The sequence below is a fragment of the Zobellia russellii genome (assembly GCF_044597075.1).
Lineage (GTDB): Bacteria > Bacteroidota > Bacteroidia > Flavobacteriales > Flavobacteriaceae > Zobellia > Zobellia russellii.
The window spans coordinates 2,659,408-2,674,361 of sequence record NZ_CP139000.1; the positions used below are offsets into that span (position 1 = coordinate 2,659,408).

Sequence of the window (14,954 nt, forward strand, 5' to 3'; positions counted from 1 at the left end):
AGTGATAATTTTACAAAGAATTAAACTTTAAATCATAAAAATCCCTTGTTTTATCGAGGTTAATCGCAATCATAGGTATAAACCATTATCATTATCTTTACCAACCGAAACCAAATGTTATGACCAAGCCCATAGAGGGATTCTCAAAACTAACCAAAGAGCAAAAGATAGATTGGCTAACGGCCTCTTATACGGCCAATCCAGAAGCAGCAAAAAGCCTACTCAAAAGGTACTGGAACACAGCCGAAGACGTGCAACAACTGCATGACGAGTTTATAGAAAACACAGTCACCAATTACTATCTTCCGTTTGGAATTGCCCCAAATTTTTTAATCAACGATAAACTTTATGCCATTCCCATGGCCATTGAAGAAAGCTCCGTAGTTGCTGCAGCAAGTAAAGCGGCAAAGTTCTGGCTAGAAAAAGGCGGGTTTAAAACCCAAGTTTTGGGTACCGAAAAAATAGGTCAAGTACATTTCATATACCAAGGCAACAAAGAACACCTTACCGCTTTCTTTGCTCATATAAAACCAAAGCTACTTTCCGAAGCCTCCTCCATTACCAAGAACATGGAAAAACGAGGTGGCGGCATAAACAGCATTGAACTGAGGGATAAAACTAATGCCCTGGACAACTATTACCAATTGCATTGCACGTTTGAGACGCTTGATGCTATGGGCGCGAATTTCATAAATTCCTGTCTAGAACAATTTGCTAAAACTTTTAAGGAAGAGGCGAGTTCGTTTTCTCTTTTCACCGAAAAAGAAAAGGCTATTGAAATTGTAATGAGCATCCTTTCCAATTATGTCCCTAATTGCTTGGTTAAAGCCGAGGTAAGCTGCCCAGTTACAGAATTGAAGATTGGAAACAGCGAAGCAGCTCTTCAATTTGCAAAAAAAATGGTACAAGCGGTAAACATAGCCAAAGTAGAACCCCATAGGGCCGTTACCCACAATAAGGGTATTATGAACGGTATAGATGCGGTTGTACTGGCCACAGGAAACGATTTTAGGGCCGTAGAAGCCGGTATCCATGCCTACGCAGCCAAAGATGGTTCTTACACCAGTCTCACCCATGCTTCCATTGAGAATGACACCTTTAAATTTTGGATCGAGATTCCTATGGCTTTAGGGACTATAGGCGGACTCACCAGTTTACATCCTCTTGTAAAATTAGCCATGGAGATATTAGGTAAACCGTCCGCTAAAGAATTAATGCAGATTGTTGCCGTTGCCGGTTTGGCACAAAACTTTGCCGCGGTACGCTCCCTAGTTACTACCGGTATCCAAGAAGGACATATGAAGATGCACCTATTGAATATCTTGAACCAATTGGGAGCCACCGAAGAAGAAAAGAAAGCATTGACCATTTATTTTAAGAAACATCCGGCCACCCACAATGCCGTGGTAGAAGCGTTTGAAAAGCTCAGGAACACCAAATGACAAAAGAGTACTACAGTAACGGAAAACTACTCTTAACGGGAGAATATGCCATATTAGACGGCGCATTAGGTCTTGCTATACCTACTAAATATGGACAAACGCTAAAAGTAACCCCTACCCAAAGCCAACAATTAATTTGGAAAAGTTTGGACAATGAAGGAAAAGTTTGGTTCAAAACTTCGGTTGATATAGGTGAATTAGCAACTGATAAAAAAGAAGTTACAAACGAAACCGTAGAAACGGTACTTTTAAATTTACTAAAAGAGGCAAAAAAATTAAACCCTAACTTCTTATTCAAAACTACAGGGCTAGAAGTTGAAACTAAATTGGATTTCCCAAAGGATTGGGGTTTAGGGTCATCATCAACCCTTATAAATAACATTGCGCAATGGGCAGAGGTAGATGCTTTTCAACTCTTATGGAATGCTTTTTCTGGAAGTGGGTATGATATTGCTTGCGCCCAGAATAACAGTCCTATCCTCTATCAGGTTAAGGAAAAAATTCCAACAATAAAACCTGTTGCTTTCAATCCTAAATTCAAAAAACAACTTTTCTTTGTTCACCTAGACAAAAAACAAAATAGTAGGGAAGGGATTTCCCAATATCGAAAAATGGAGTTTGACCATATCAAACTCACGGAAAGTATTACCCGATTAACCTTAGAAATAACGGAAAGTAAAGATTTGGAAACTTTTGGGAATCTACTGGAACGCCATGAAGCCCTTTTGTCCCGAATATTACAGACCAAGACCATAAAACAACAACTTTTCCCTGACTACTTGGGAACTATAAAAAGTTTAGGCGCTTGGGGCGGCGATTTTATTCTTGTGATTGGCAATAAAGACACTCCAGATTATTTTATAAAAAAGGGCTACCGTACGGTAATTCCCTACGATAAAATGGTACTATAAAAAAAGAGCCTTTCAATATTGAAAGGCTCTTTTTTTTGTATTGTTAGACCACTATCTAGTAGAAAGCAGCTCTTTTGTCCTCAATCTCCGAAGCATCTTTTAATGCGTCGTATACTGCAGTATTAACTCGTGCTTCACGTGAAGTTTTTACGGAAGTAGCGTACATACTATAGTTATCCAGTTTTGGCGCTTCGGTCTTCTTGGTAACCGTTAACTTATAAACTCCGGTGTTACCTTCTATAAGCTCAGAAGTGGCACCTTCTTTCATTGCAAAAGCAGTACCTACAACAGCAGGTTCAGACCCGGCTCCAGGAATTGTTGGAGACTTAACAGTTAACGCAGATGCCGTTGAGGCGCTTACGTTATTATCTTTTGCCAAATCTTCAATTGATTTTCCTTTGTTCGCTGCTATAATTTGTGCCGCTTTACGTTCTTTTCTAAGTTTAGGAAGAACTATTGCAGAGGCATCCTCTACAGACATAAGGCCTTCTTTGTATGCCTTTGTTACTTGAGCAACAGCATAACCACCGGTTAAATCAAAACGTTTGATATCCCCAATATTGGTCTCTTCCTGAAAAGCCCACTGTACAATATTTCTTTGTGCACCAAGACCTGGCAAGTTTTCATCTGTAGCCTTTATCTTGTTTACCGGGCGAACCAAGTATTCATTTTCTTTGGCTAAATCTGAGAATGCCTTGTTGGATTCAATAGACTCCATTTCAAATTTAGTAGCATCCGTAAACAATTTGTTAGTTGTTTCCTCAGAAGGTTCTATCTCACGAGCCAAGGTAGCTATTTGAACAATATCCTCTTTATCATCTATTTTAATAACATGGTAACCAAAATCAGTTTCAACCATACCAATAGTGCCTACTTTATTTCCAAAAGCAAAATCATTAAAAGCAGGTACCATCCTACCCTCTTGGAAATATCCTAAATCACCTCCGTTTGGTGCAGAAGGACCGTCTGAATTATCACGCGCCAACTCTACAAACTTGGCATCTTTCTTTTTAGCCTCTCTTAACAAACGCTTTGCTTCGGCCTCAGCCTCTTCTTTGGTTCTTGTTACTTCAGGATTGGCACGTTGTGCACCTTCGTAAGCAATAAGAATATGGCTTGCCTTTACAGAACCTCCCGGCTTTCTGGCCACCATTTTAGAAACTTTAAAGAAATCGCCATCTCTATAAGGGCCAAACATTTCTCCAACCTGCAAAGTCATTAGCGTATCTGCAAACTTAGCAGGAAGCTGCTTCTTAGATTTGTAAATAGTATCAAATTTCACATCTGAATTACGATCTAAAAATGCTGCTAAATCCGTTGTATTCCTGAAACCTGCTACAGTATCGTTTTTATCCGTTTGAGCATTGTACTCAACTGTATCGTCCATCAATTTTGTAATGGCATCCTTTACTGCAGTCTCATCTGCGGCAGAAGGCTTCTCCTGAAAGTATACAAACTGAATATCCCTAGCTGGTTCTTGTTTGAAATCTTCCTTATGATTATTGATGTAAGTCTGAATCTCACTTTTAGAAACAGAAATAGTACTATCCGGAATAGAAGTGAACGGAATACGTACATACTTAACATCCACCTTATCATTGGCCAGTTTGTAATCTAGTTCACCTTCTTTTAAAGTGGCACCAACTCCGGCCTTGATCAAGTTAAAATACGTTTGCTGTTTTGCGCTTTGAACAATTGCCTGTTCATCTTGCAACCAAAGATTGTACTGCTCCGGATTGTTCAATTTAAGCTCAGCAATAAAATTTCTGAATTTGTTCTGGTCAAAAACACCACTTTCATTCTGGAATTGTGGGCTCTGAGCATATGACGGAATAGTTCCAATGTAGTTTAGAATTTGATCTTGCTCAATATCAACCCCCAAATCCTCGAATTGCTGTCCTAAGATAGCATTACGTACCTCTTGGTCAAACACTTGGTTTACGGTCTGCATTGTAGAAGCGCTGGCAGAACGTCTAGAAGCAATATCTACCTTTTGGCGAAATTCATCTATTGAAATTTCCTCTCCATTAATTTCGGCTATACTAGAGCCTACTTTACCACTAACATCTCCGTTGACAAATACACCGGATATTACAAATGCGAAAAGGGCCAAGCCTATAATCAGTATTAGAACGGTTGTCCGTTTTCTTATATTCTCTAAAATTGCCATTAATTAGGGTTTTGTTTAATCAGTTTGCGAAATTACCATTTTTCCTTCAATTTATAAAGGATTGAAAAACTATTCTTTATCAAGGATTTGTAAGAACACTAAATCAATTTTTGTGTTCGATACTTCAATTATTTTGAACATGAAATTTTCTATTTGGATTTCTGAATTTTGCTCGGGAATTTCACCTGTTTCACTCACAATTAATCCGCCAAGTGTCTCATACTCTTCACTTTTAGGAAGCTCCAATTTATAGACTTCATTTATGTAGTCAACCTCTAACCGCGCCGAAAACTTAAACGTATTATCCTCTAATTGTTCTTCAATTAGATCGGTAGTGTCATGCTCATCTTCAATTTCACCAAAGAGTTCCTCAACAATATCCTCTACGGTCATGATTCCTGAAGTACCTCCGTACTCATCCAGAACCACTGCAATACTCTTTCGTTTTTTGGTCAACACATTAAGAATATCCTGAATAAGCATGGTTTCGGGCACAAACTCAACCGGCAAAAGAATACTCTTTATGGTTTTTGGCTTTTTAAATAGCTCATACGAATGCACATAACCTATAATATTATCTATAGTATCTTTATAGACCAAAATTTTAGAATAGCCTGTTTCCGTAAAAAGTTTTGCCAGGTTTTTTGGTGTCTCATGAAGTTCAACTGCCATGATTTCTGTACGGGGCACCATTACTTCGCGTGCTTTTAAGGCAGCAAATTCCAAGGCGTTCTGGAAAATTTGAATCTCGGAATCTACTTCGTCCTCCTCTTCTACGGTTTCCATCTGCTCCGTTATATAATCCCCAAGTTCTATTTTGCTAAAAGCCAATTGCACATCGTCCCCATCTGTTTTGAAGAACGCTTTTAAAATAGCATCGGACACCCAAATTACAAAATCGGAAATCACCGAAAAGATAATATAAAAAAGGTAGGCCGGTATGGCCAAAAACTTGAGCAAGGTATTGGAGTAAATCTGAAAGAGCACTTTTGGCAAAAACTCCGCGGTAAAGAGGATAACCAACGTAGATATGACCGTTTGGGTTACCAGACTAAAATCTCCCAACACTAAATTGAGAAACTCGCTTTGAGAGGGCACCATACTTTGAAACCACCCCATGAGCAGGTCGCCCATGAACAACCCATAAATAACCAAGGCAATATTATTGCCAATAAGCATAGTTGCAATAAACTTCGATGGCTTTTTGGTTAGGCGCGTTAACACCTTGGCCAAAAGACCTTCCTGCTTTTTTTCTATTTCAATGTGAATCTTATTGGCGGAAATGAACGCTATCTCCATACCTGAAAAAAAGGCCGAAAACAGCAGCGATGAAACAATAATCAAAATGGCAGCTTCCACAGCTTATTGTTGGTTATCTTGTTTGCGTTGTTCAAACTTTTTCCTGTAATTTCTTCTGAACAGAAACATTCCTATTGAAACCGCAGCGAAGAACATAAATAAATAAGTGCCTTCCCTATCCGTATTCCAATCCGCAAAAATTCTATACAACGAGAAAAAGGCTACTGCCAAATATAAATATTCGGTATATCTTAAAATCTTAATCATCCGATTCTTCTTTAATAGTCATTAAGCCATATGTTTTATGGGCGTTGAAGAAACTTAAGTCTTTATTAAAATCCATTCCTTCACCATCCATGATAGTTCCATCTTCGGGATTTGTAAACTTAAAACTCTCTTGGGTAAAAATCCAATTATCATCCTGATCCCAAAACAATTGCGGGGTTTCCAATTTCTTGCCGTCATGGCTTTCTATGACCACATTGCCTTGTAAATCTATTACATTTGTGGCAGAATAAATAATTCCGTAATCGGCTTTAATAATACTCTTCTCCCCAGCTTCATTAAAATAATCTACCAACAAACCTTTTGGAAAGGTACGGTACGGAAATTCCTGATTGTTGTAATCCTCGTTTAAGGGACTTGTTAGAACCGCAATTACACGGGTTGAAGTAGAATCTTCACTCTCAAGCATTTCCTTGGCCTCTGTATACGTGGCCGTAAAATTTTCGGTAATACCCATAGGATACACCAAAGGTGCTTTCTCCTGACCGGACCTTTTGTAGTTATCCTGACAAGAAAAAAAAACTATTGCCATGGTAAGAACCATGGCAATAGTTTTAAGATTATATCCGTAAGATGAAATCATCTTTCTATAAGTTCGGTACTTTTATGCTACCACCAACCCAACAACTGAAAGATACGGTTTTACCGGCCATACCAGAGTTGAATATATCTGTTTTAGAAGGTGCTTTTGCAGCATAACTAGCAGCAGACTGATTAGCCGCTCCTTTTACCGCTGGATCTACACGACCAGCTTGACGGGCCATATCCGCAGCCTTCCAGTAAATAGCTCTTTTCTCAAACGGAGTACTACCACAATCGTTAGCACTTGTTGCGTAAAGGCTAGCTATTAACAAATATGCTTTACCGTTGGCTTTATTAGCATTGATAGCCATTTGAGCATACTTTCTAGCTGTAGACTTGCTACCTTTTCTTTTGTTTATTACCGCTACTTTATAAGCTATATCAGATTTTTTATAAGGATCGGTCTCCAAAGTCATAGCCTTATCAAAATCTGCAAGGGCTCCTTTAGAATCTCCATTTTTCATTTTTAATGTACCACCATATACATAAGCACTAGCAGATGGGTCTAAGGCCAACTGAGCTTCAAACAACTTTTGAAACAAAGGATCATCCGTACATTCTTTGTTGAACATTCTTCCTACCGCTCTTTTTACCCATGTAACATCTCCTTTTTTCTCTTCAAAACTCTTTTCGTATAAAGGAATAAGGTTATCACAATCTGCCAAAGCACCAAGCTTAGAATCTACACTACCGGCAATTTTACCGTAAGATTCCGAATTAGTAGTCGCAATTTTCAAGCTTCTTTTCTCTTTAGAAGTAATAGTTCCCGTAGAATCTTTAGGAAGCAACTTGGTAATTACACCTGTAAGTTTTTTGTTCTCTTCCTCTATTTTATCGTTTACGTTATCGTAAACATCAAAAACCTCTTGCAAGTCTTTTTTACCATCTTTGTGCAAGTCTACCAAACTTGAAAAGTACAAGTACAAGGCTTTTGGATTCTTAAAGTTTTTAGGATCTTTCTCAAAAGCTTCCCCTAACAACTTGTACAACTCATCATCAGAAGCCATTTTGTTATCGTACAAAAACAAAGCTTTATCAATACCTACTACACCTGGAGAGTATTTTGCTGGAAAGTACTTGGCACTGTTATCGTACAAAGCCAACATATCCTTTACGTACCCATCTTTTTCAGCACCAGATGACTTTTCTATTTTATCGGCCAATATTTTCTCGCCGTAAATAAAGTTAGCACGGTTAATATCAGGGCAATTATCATAGACCATTTTCCAAGGAGTATAAGCCGCCTCATAATTTTTCACCTTTGCATGCTCAACATATATAGATAAGTTGGTCATACATTCTTGATTTTGAGCCTGGGCATTACTTACTCCCATAAACCCTAAAAGCATAATCGCCGTGAAGTAAAGTTTTGTTTTCATTTTTAAATTTTTACTTGTTTTTCAAATTACAAATTGCCAGTCAAATTCATGGTTAGTGCCCAGAGTTATTATGGCTCATTTTTTATGTTCTAATTTTTGGAGGGGTAATGTACTAATTTTTCACCAAGAGGTCTAAAGTAAATTTAGAAAATGCCATTTTGAGATTTTTTTTGCGAATTTACCCAATCATTCTCTAATTAACCCAATAAACCCTAACGAAATCTCAAGCATTTCACAATCTTAGTTTATCTTTCTCTTTCTAAACCATTGATCGTTTAAAGACAATCCTAGGTTGACTTTAAAATAACTCTCCTCAATTAGATCTGCTGCGGTAGTTCCTCTTTTTCCATATTCAAAACCTAAGTTAAGATTAGAAAGATTATTACCCAACGGTAAACCCAATCCAAAAGTTATGCCAAAATCATTTATATCTTTATCATTAACATACATTCCGGTCTTCTCAAGACGTACACCAGCCCTGTAAGTAACCCTTTTTAAATAGCTTCCAAAAGAATTTCTTTCCGGAGTATAAAAACCTCCCAATGCAAATGTGCTAGCGTCTTTGTATACTAAATTATCTATCTCCAAAAAGGCGTTGGAAAAATCAGTTAGCTTCTGAAAGCTATATTCCAGCCCCAAAAACCATTGCATATTTTTTCCGTAACCCAAGCCTAATGTAGTTGTGGTAGGTATGGTTACCCCAGTTTCTTTTAAGCCTTGAGAGTACAGATCAACTTCATTTACGAAACTTTCCGAGGACGGGCTTCCAATAAAAGAACCTATTCTCTGCGTATTTCTGGCCGAAAGATTGGCCTGTGTATTTATGCGTACCGATGTATACAAGGTGTGTTCATCATCCATTGCCGGTGTATAGCTAAGAGCATAATTCAAATCTACACCGTTAATCCTAGAAACCCGCTCATCTTTTGAACCCAACAAAACACCTTCCGTGCTTTGCACTTTAAGGGTTTCTATTCTCCCAAAATTATAGTTCAGGGTTACACCAAAACTGAAATCCTTTGCAAATTCATAACCAACGGATACATAAGCCTTATTAACACCGCCTTCACCGGAGTACTGATTTATTTCTTGAGACCCTTCTGCCCCGACCAAATCTTCAAAATTATAACCTACCGAAGAATAAGGCACGATACCAAAACCAACTCCCAAGCCTTTTTTAATACTTAACCCAATAGACAAGTAATCTAAATTGGTAACCGCCGTACTCTGCTGTTCGGTAAAGCTTTTTAAAGTAGTCTGTTTGTACGATAGCCCCGCAGTATAAGTGGTTATACCAAAATCATCCCTTCCTTGAATACCCAATTTACTATATGCGGCAGGGTTTCTAAGGTTAACATGAATACTATCGGCATACATACCTATGCCACCCATCATCTGGTTTTCTACGGTAGAACCGCTTCTTAACTCTCCTAAACCAAAATATGAATATGGGGAAACCGAACCATCTTGAGCGTACATGCCTGTTGTAAAAAGGCAAACTATGGCAAAACCTATTTTTCTGATCATTAGCGTTTGTTGTATTCCAACAGATAATTTAATCCCTTAAGGAGAAATTTGGAGTCCGCAAATATGGTATTTTTTAACCGTTTAGACAAAAATAGCATGTCACCGCCTGTTAAAATAACTGTTAAATCTGCAAAACGAGATTTGTATTGGTCTATTACACCGTCTATTTCTTGGCAAATACCGTTTACTACACCACTGTGAATACTGGTTTCGGTAGAGTTTCCAATGTAATCTATAAATTCTTTTGGCTTCAGTAGCGGCAATTTTGAAGTTTGTTCGTGCAATGCCTTATATCTCATGTGCAACCCAGGGGAAATGGCCCCTCCCAAATACTCTCCGTAATCGTTCACCATGTCATAGGTAACGCATGTACCGGCGTCTATGACCAGACTGTTCCCTTTTGGATTATGATAAAATGCCGCTGTTGCCAGCGCTATACGATCAACACCCAACGATTGTGGAGTGGCGTATGAATTCTTAAAAGGGGTTTTACTGGACGGTGTTAGTTCATGAACTTCGCAAAAAACGGTAAGCACCGACATGACTTTTCGGTCCAAATTTCCAACTGAAGCTATTATTCCACGTTTTATTTTAGGATAATGGTCACAAATTTCCTTTAGTTCCCGAGCTACATTTTCAACCTCGGAATTTTGCCGAAATATAAGGGTATCTCCCTCATACACGGCTAGTTTCACACAAGTATTACCGGCATCTATTACTAAGTTCATAGATACAAAGATCAAAAAATGTTACCTAACATTCATCTTTTTTTCAAAATTTGTTTGCATATCGCAAATTTGAAATTATATTTGCACCCCGCAAACGGGCATGGTGCCTTAGCTCAGTTGGTAGAGCAATGGACTGAAAATCCATGTGTCCCTGGTTCGATTCCTGGAGGCACCACAAAAAATCCTTACTTCGGTAAGGATTTTTTTGTTTTTGGACTTATCTTGCAAAAAACTACTGTTTTGACTGTAATAGATACCAACACCCCTCTAGAGGAACTACAGAATTATCTACTATCCAAAGAGTGGTTAGACCCCTCAGAAAAAATCATTTCCGTAGAAAAGCCCGGAGACGGCAACATGAACGTGGTACTGCGCATCACAACCGATCAACGTTCGTTTATCTTAAAGCAATCACGGCCCTACGTACAGAAATACCAACAGATCAAAGCACCTCTAGATCGTATTTTTGTAGAAAAAAAATTCTATCAAGCGGTTAGAGACAATGCCGTTCATGCCCACGTACCCAATATCATTGGTTTTGATTCTAACGAGCATTTATTACTGCTAGAGGATTTAGGTCATTGCGAGGACATGGTCTACATCTACCAAAAACAGGCTATCTCAAACAGACAGTTAGACCGTCTTATTTTTATTCTAGGGCTCATTCACAGAAAAAAGGTATCCAGTGATTTTCCACAGAACCTAGAAATGCGCCAACTGAACCATCAACATATTTTTGAACTTCCATTTTTAGAGGATAACGGATTTCCATTGGACGATATACAACCTGGACTCCAAGAGCTTTCGCTTCAATACAAGAAAGACAAGAAAATAAAAAAGGTGGTAAAAAAGGTGGGGAAGAAATATCTGTCAGCCGGCACCACCCTTCTTCATGGAGATTATTATCCAGGAAGCTGGATGACCGAATCTGAGAACCTGTACATTATAGACCCGGAATTTGGTTTTGTAGGTTTCCCTGAATTTGATTTAGGTGTCATGGCCGCACATATTATCATGGCTACTGGCAAAAAGGGCTATCTAAAACGTATTCATGCCGCCTATGATGGAGAGGCCGATCTGGAACTAATGTCCCAAGTGGCGGGTATAGAGATTATTAGAAGGCTAATAGGGCTGGCACAATTGCCCCTAGAACGCAATTTAAAAGAAAAAGGCAAACTTCTGAAAAAAGCCCGCAAACTCATTTTGTCTCCATGAAAAGACTTCTATTTTGGACGCTAACGGTCTTATTCATTGGCTGCAAAGAAAAAACATCTCCATTAGAAATCCCCGCTCCAATTGGCCAATCATATACCTTGGACACCCTAGACCTTTCAGAAAAAAATTATTACGATAAAGTTTTAGGTGCTCTGGTTGGATCTGCTATTGGCGATGCCATGGGTGCCTCTACCGAAATGTGGTCCCGAAAAGACATTCAACTTAAATACGGCTACATTACGACCCTCACTCCCGCCGTACGACAACAATCACCAGAAGGCACGTGGGACCATAATTTAATTGCCGGCGCCACAACGGACGATACACGTTGGAAATATGCCATGGTCAAGTACCTATCGCTAAACAAAGAAAGCCTTAGTGCTACTAATTTTGCCAATTTTATAACGGACTATTATGCATCGCTTACAAAGACCATTAGTGACAATGATGCCGTACCGGAAACCGATTTCCTGGATACCCAGATTGAAAAAATAGACTGGATCAAGGAATGGGCACGTGTAAGCATGGCTTATCAAAAAGATACCGAAGCCTACCTAAAAGCTATGAACCGTTTTTACGGTGGTGAAATGTCTTGTGCCGGGCAACTATATACTCCAATGTTCGGGCTTATAAGCAATAATCCTGAAGATGCTTACAATCTTGCCTATGAACATACTTTGTTTGACTTGGGGTATGCCAAGGACATATCCGCTTTGGTTTCAGCAATGACACATATGGCACTCCGGACCACCAATATGGACTCCATAATCAACACCGCCACCTTTATAGACCCGCTAGGCTACCAAGATAGCAGACTTGTAGGCCGTATTTCATATAACATGGCAGATGCTTCCGTAAAAAAAGTCCTGGCCATAAAACAACTTGTATTAGCCGATACCTTAACCGCAAAAGACAGCATTCTCTTTAAAATACCTGAGGGATTTAATGGGCCCCAAAAGGAATGGACCCGCCAAGAACTGGCCTATCAATTTTTGGAGGAAAATGAAAAGGCTATTCCCTTTCACTCTGGAGAAATCTGGCAAATTTTAATTACCGCTTTACAATATGGCGAAGGCGATTTTGAAAAAACCCTTCAATTTATAGTGAACTATGGCCGGGACAATGACACCGTTGCCGCAGTAGCCGGGATGATTCTGGGTGCCAAAGAAGGTTACTCCAACCTACCGGTAACCCTACGTACCCAGGCCCTTAAAGTAAACAAAGAAAATATGGGCATAGACCTTGAGGCCTTGGCGCTTGAAATGGTAGAGAAAAAGCACATTAACTTCCCCAACCCTTAGTTTTTAGTTAACAAAACCCGTTCTTTTTAGTGGTATATTTGTAATTGCACCACAAGCATTACTCTCATGAAGACATGGCTAAGCACTATACTCATTCTTTGGGCTGTTTCGATTTCCTTTTCCCAAAGTAAAATCGATAAAACCCTAAAAAAGCTTAATACAGGATCCATAGACTACATTCACATGGAACAACTTGAAAACGCCACAAACCCCATTTTTATTGATGCTCGAGAGAAGACTGAATACGAAGTAAGCCACTTAAAAGATGCCATTTGGGTGGGATATGATACGTTTCAGTTGGACTCCGTTACTCAACAACTGCAAAATAAAAACAAAGAAATAGTCGTTTACTGTTCCATTGGGGTACGATCGGAAGATATTGGGGAAAAGTTGAAAAAAGCGGGGTATACCAATGTAAAAAATCTATATGGAGGTATTTTTGAATGGAAAAACAAAGGCTATCCGGTTTATGATTCTATTGGAAACCCCACCGAAAATGTCCACGCCTTTAACAAACATTGGGGCAAACTACTAAATGCAGGAGAGAAAGTTTACGACAAATAAAACGTCTAATGGGTTCTAGAAATTACAACACATTACAAACCATTAAAACCTTTCGCATTTGAGTATTATATCGCCCCAAGAAAAACAAAAAGACGCCGCTACGGTAAACTATACCAATATAGCATCAAAAAACCTTCTGCTCATTTTTACGCGAAACCCGCAATTGGGCAAATGTAAAACTAGATTGGCAGCTACGGTCGGAAATGAAACAGCTTTGGACATTTACAAGTTTTTACTGAACCACACGGTAAACATTACCAAAGACTTAAATGCCGCAAAACAAGTTTGGTATTCCGAAGAAATTTGGGCAGATGATATTTGGAGCCCTAGTATATTTGACAAAAGATTGCAGCAAGGCAATGATTTGGGCATTCGTATGGCCAAGGCCTTTCAAGATGGTTTTGCTTCAGGATTTGAACGTATTATCATCATAGGAAGCGATATGTACGACCTTGATCAAAATGATATACAGAATGCTTTTATCCAGTTAAAGAAAAACGATTTTGTAGTTGGGCCTGCCGAAGATGGCGGCTATTACCTTCTAGGAATGAATTCCTTTAAACCAGAGCTTTTCTCCAATAAAGATTGGGGCAAGGAAACCGTTCTAGCCAGCACCTTGGAAAATCTTAAAAACGAAAAATATCATATTTTAGAAGCACGTAACGATGTGGACGTTTATGAAGATATTAAAGACATAAATGCCTTTAAGCCCTATTTAAAACATATTAAAACATGATACAAAAACAATTAAACGAATCTGTTGCTTATTTACAGAGCAAAGGATTTGACAATCCGGAAATTGGTATTGTACTGGGTACCGGCCTTGGTAAATTGGCCGATCAAATAGAAGACCCTATTGAGGCGCATTACAACCATATTCCTTTCTTTCCCCTGGCCACCGTAGAATTTCACTCCGGAAAGCTTATTTATGGTACCCTGGAAGGGAAAAAGGCAGTGGTCATGCAAGGGCGGTTTCACTTGTACGAAGGGTATGATTTTTTAGATATTACCTACCCCATTCGTGTTATGCACCAGCTGGGCATTAAAAAATTGTTTATTTCCAATGCTGCAGGAGCCATCAATCTGGACTATAAAGAAGGCGACTTAATGCTTATTGAGGATCATATTAACCTTCAAGGCGGATCTCCTTTGGCATTTAAAGGTGTTGGGAAGTTTGGTGACCGTTTTACGGACATGTCCGAGCCCTATGACATACCAATGCGCCAAACCCTGACTAAAATCGCGGAGAAAGAAGATATAACACTTCATAAGGGCGTATATGTTTCGGTGGTGGGACCACAACTGGAGACCAAGGCAGAATACCGGATGCTTAAAATTATTGGCGCAGATGCCGTGGGCATGAGTACAGTGCCCGAAGTTATTGTTGCCAACCATTTGAACCTGCCCATTATTGCCGTTTCTGTTATTACGGATGAGTGCAACCCGGACAATCTTAAACCCGCGGACATACAACGTATCCTTAAAACGGCCGAAGCGGCAGAGCCCAAAATGGTAAAGCTATTCAGGGAGCTGATAAAAACCCTATAGACG

At 39.1% G+C, this 14,954-nt stretch carries 14 protein-coding genes and 1 tRNA gene; 8 read left to right on the forward strand and 7 right to left on the reverse strand.

Annotated elements, in window-relative coordinates; translation table 11 throughout:
- The first annotated feature begins 77 nt into the window (after positions 1 to 77).
- Together SJY45_RS10825 and SJY45_RS10830 are read left to right on the forward strand one after the other, a co-directional pair.
- A complete protein-coding gene (locus SJY45_RS10825; RefSeq protein WP_400074345.1) occupies positions 78 to 1,442 on the forward strand; it encodes a hydroxymethylglutaryl-CoA reductase, degradative in 1,365 nt (454 codons plus the stop codon).
- On the forward strand, positions 1,439 to 2,353 hold the full coding sequence (locus SJY45_RS10830; protein ID WP_400070634.1) for a GYDIA family GHMP kinase: 915 nt from the start codon (positions 1,439 to 1,441) through the stop codon (positions 2,351 to 2,353). The genes SJY45_RS10825 and SJY45_RS10830 overlap by 4 nt, the downstream gene beginning before the upstream one ends.
- 55 nt (positions 2,354 to 2,408) lie before the next feature.
- Here SJY45_RS10830 and SJY45_RS10835 read toward each other — a convergent pair whose 3' ends face one another.
- The 7 genes from SJY45_RS10835 to SJY45_RS10865 form a co-directional block, all read right to left on the reverse strand.
- Entirely contained in the window at positions 2,409 to 4,523 is a 2,115-nt protein-coding gene (locus SJY45_RS10835) for a peptidylprolyl isomerase (RefSeq protein WP_400070636.1), read from the reverse strand.
- A gap of 69 nt (positions 4,524 to 4,592) precedes the next feature.
- Entirely contained in the window at positions 4,593 to 5,822 is a 1,230-nt protein-coding gene (locus tag SJY45_RS10840; protein WP_252735838.1) for a CNNM domain-containing protein, read from the reverse strand.
- Between the two features lie 63 nt (positions 5,823 to 5,885).
- Entirely contained in the window at positions 5,886 to 6,089 is a 204-nt protein-coding gene (locus SJY45_RS10845; RefSeq protein WP_400070638.1) for a hypothetical protein, read from the reverse strand.
- Entirely contained in the window at positions 6,082 to 6,690 is a 609-nt protein-coding gene (gene lptC / locus SJY45_RS10850; RefSeq protein ID WP_303404375.1) for an LPS export ABC transporter periplasmic protein LptC, read from the reverse strand. The genes SJY45_RS10845 and lptC overlap by 8 nt, the downstream gene beginning before the upstream one ends.
- 4 nt (positions 6,691 to 6,694) lie before the next feature.
- Positions 6,695 to 8,068, reverse strand: a complete 1,374-nt coding sequence (locus tag SJY45_RS10855; RefSeq protein ID WP_246560284.1) for a hypothetical protein — start codon at positions 8,066 to 8,068, stop codon at positions 6,695 to 6,697.
- 240 nt (positions 8,069 to 8,308) lie between these two features.
- Positions 8,309 to 9,595 carry a hypothetical protein gene (locus tag SJY45_RS10860; protein WP_400070641.1) on the reverse strand — a complete coding sequence of 429 codons (1,287 nt, stop codon included), beginning with the start codon at positions 9,593 to 9,595 and terminating at the stop codon, positions 8,309 to 8,311.
- The gene (locus tag SJY45_RS10865) at positions 9,595 to 10,323 is read right to left on the reverse strand and encodes a type III pantothenate kinase (RefSeq protein ID WP_215437846.1); all 729 of its coding nucleotides are present in this window, start codon (positions 10,321 to 10,323) and stop codon (positions 9,595 to 9,597) included. The genes SJY45_RS10860 and SJY45_RS10865 overlap by 1 nt, the downstream gene beginning before the upstream one ends.
- Positions 10,324 to 10,425: 102 nt before the next feature.
- Here SJY45_RS10865 and SJY45_RS10870 point away from each other — a divergent pair.
- From SJY45_RS10870 to SJY45_RS10895, 6 genes are all read left to right on the forward strand, one after another.
- Positions 10,426 to 10,498: transfer RNA gene (locus SJY45_RS10870), tRNA-Phe, on the forward strand.
- Between the two features lie 65 nt (positions 10,499 to 10,563).
- Positions 10,564 to 11,538 (forward strand): phosphotransferase, encoded by a 975-nt coding sequence (locus SJY45_RS10875; RefSeq protein ID WP_400070643.1) that lies wholly within the window; start codon positions 10,564 to 10,566, stop codon positions 11,536 to 11,538.
- Entirely contained in the window at positions 11,535 to 12,839 is a 1,305-nt protein-coding gene (locus SJY45_RS10880; RefSeq protein WP_400070645.1) for an ADP-ribosylglycohydrolase family protein, read from the forward strand. Before SJY45_RS10875 ends, SJY45_RS10880 begins: the two co-directional genes overlap by 4 nt.
- Positions 12,840 to 12,905: 66 nt before the next feature.
- Complete coding sequence (locus SJY45_RS10885) at positions 12,906 to 13,403, forward strand: rhodanese-like domain-containing protein (protein ID WP_400070647.1); 498 nt, start codon at positions 12,906 to 12,908, stop codon at positions 13,401 to 13,403.
- Between the two features lie 58 nt (positions 13,404 to 13,461).
- Complete coding sequence (locus SJY45_RS10890; protein WP_400070649.1) at positions 13,462 to 14,139, forward strand: TIGR04282 family arsenosugar biosynthesis glycosyltransferase; 678 nt, start codon at positions 13,462 to 13,464, stop codon at positions 14,137 to 14,139.
- Positions 14,136 to 14,951, forward strand: a complete 816-nt coding sequence (locus SJY45_RS10895; protein WP_215913819.1) for a purine-nucleoside phosphorylase — start codon at positions 14,136 to 14,138, stop codon at positions 14,949 to 14,951. Before SJY45_RS10890 ends, SJY45_RS10895 begins: the two co-directional genes overlap by 4 nt.
- Positions 14,952 to 14,954 lie beyond the last annotated feature (3 nt).